This window comes from Pseudomonas sp. NFACC13-1 (assembly GCF_900104425.1).
GTDB classification, from domain to species: Bacteria; Pseudomonadota; Gammaproteobacteria; order Pseudomonadales; family Pseudomonadaceae; genus Aquipseudomonas; species Aquipseudomonas fluorescens_AA.
Window position 1 is genome coordinate 1 of sequence record NZ_FMXV01000069.1, and the last position, 1960, is coordinate 1960.

The 1960-nt window shown below is 64.4% G+C and carries 1 protein-coding gene; it reads left to right on the forward strand.

Annotation, left to right across the window (positions count from 1 at the left end):
• Positions 1-1960: condensation domain-containing protein (locus BLQ55_RS31045; RefSeq protein ID WP_143011824.1), on the forward strand; the 1960-nt coding region annotated here is incomplete at both ends.

The window sequence follows — 1960 nt, forward strand, 5'->3', positions numbered from 1 at the left end:
CTCGACGCCATGCCGCTGACCCCCAATGGCAAGCTCGATCGCAAGGCCTTGCCGGCCCCAGACCTGGATTCGGTCATCACCCGCGGCTACGAAGCCCCCCGAGGCGAAATCGAAACGACCCTGGCGCAGATCTGGCAGGACCTGCTCAAGGTCGAGCGCGTCGGCCGTCACGACCAGTTCTTCGAGCTGGGCGGTCATTCGCTGTTGGCCGTCAGCCTGATCGAGCGCATGCGTCAAGTCGGCCTGAGTGCCGACGTGCGTGTATTGTTCGGCCAACCGACGCTGTCGGCATTGGCGGCGGCAGTGGGCGGGCGCAGCGAAATCGTGGTGCCGGCCAACGGCATTGCCCACGGCTGCATGAAGATCACGCCGCAAATGCTGTCGTTGACCAGCCTGGATCAGGATGCCATCGACCGCATCGTGGCGACGGTGCCGGGTGGCGCGCGCAACGTGCAAGAAATCTATCCCGTGGCACCGCTCCAGGAAGGCATTCTCTACCATCACCTCTCGGCCGAGCAGGGCGATCCCTATGTCTTGCAGGCCCTGTTCGGCCTGCAGGACCGGCAGCGCCTCGACGACTTCATTCGGGCGTTGCAGGGCGTCATCGATCGCCACGACATCTTGCGCACCGCTATCGTGTGGGAGGGTCTCGACGAGCCTCAGCAAGTGGTCTGGCGCGAAGCGCGGTTGGGCCTGGAGGCGTTCACGCCGGATCCGCAAGGCGGGGACGTCATTGAACAGCTGCATCGGCGTTTCGACGCTCGTCACTATGGGCTCGACATGACCCAGGCACCGCTGATGCGCCTGGCGTTCGCCGAAGACAAGCCCAACCAGCGTTGGGTTGCCTTGCTGCTGTTCCACCACATCGCCCTTGATCACACGGCGCTCAAGGTGGTGCAGCACGAGATGCGGATGCACTTGTTGGGGCAGATCGGACAGTTGGATGCGCCGGTGCCTTATCGTCACTATGTGGCGCAGGCACGCCTGGGTGTGAGTCGTGAAGAGCACGAGGCGTTCTTCCGCGACATGCTCGGCGACGTGGATGAACCGACGCTGCCGTTCGGCTTGCAACAGGTGCAGCGTGACGGCAATGACATCGAGGAGGCCAGGCGGCTGCTCGACCGCGATCTGAGCCGCCGTCTGCGACGTCTGGCACGGATGTCCGGGGTGGGGGCGGCCAGTCTCCATCACTTGGCGTGGGCTCAGGTGCTGGCATGCGTCTCGGGCACACCTGACGTGGTGTTCGGTACGGTGCTGATGGGCCGGATGCAGGGTGGCCAGGGCGCTGATCGTGCTTTGGGGATGTTCATCAATACCTTGCCATTGCGGGTGGCGGTGGGTCAGCAGGACGTGCGGCAGGGTGTCCAGGCCGTTCATGGACGTCTCTCCGCGCTGTTGGGGCATGAACACGCCTCGCTGGCGCTGGCACAGCGCTGCAGCGGAGTGAGTGCGCCGATCCCGCTGTTCAGCGCGTTGCTGAACTACCGCAATTCCAGTGAACAGTTGGATACGCAGAGTGAGGCCTTGGCCTGGCAGGGCATCGAGACACTGGGGGGTGAAGCCCGCACCAACTATCCGTTGACGCTGTCGGTGGACGACCTGGGTGAAGATTTCGCCTTGACGGTCCTGGCGGCGAGCGGTGTGGGCGCTCAACGGGTCTGCGCCTACATGGAGCGCGCACTGCAAAGCCTTGCCACTGCGCTGGAGTCCAGCCCTGCTTCACGTCTGCAGGACCTGACCGTGCTGCCGCAAGCCGAACGTCAACAGGTGCTGGACGCGTTCAATGCAACCGCACGCGACTATCCACGAGACAAGACGGTCCATGGTCTGTTTGAAGCGCAAGTGCGGGCCAATCCCGAGGCGCTGGCGGCCGTGCATGACGAGCACAGCCTGACCTACGCCGAGCTGAACGACCGGGCCAATCGCCTGGCCCGTCATCTGGTCGGCCTGGGCGTACAGC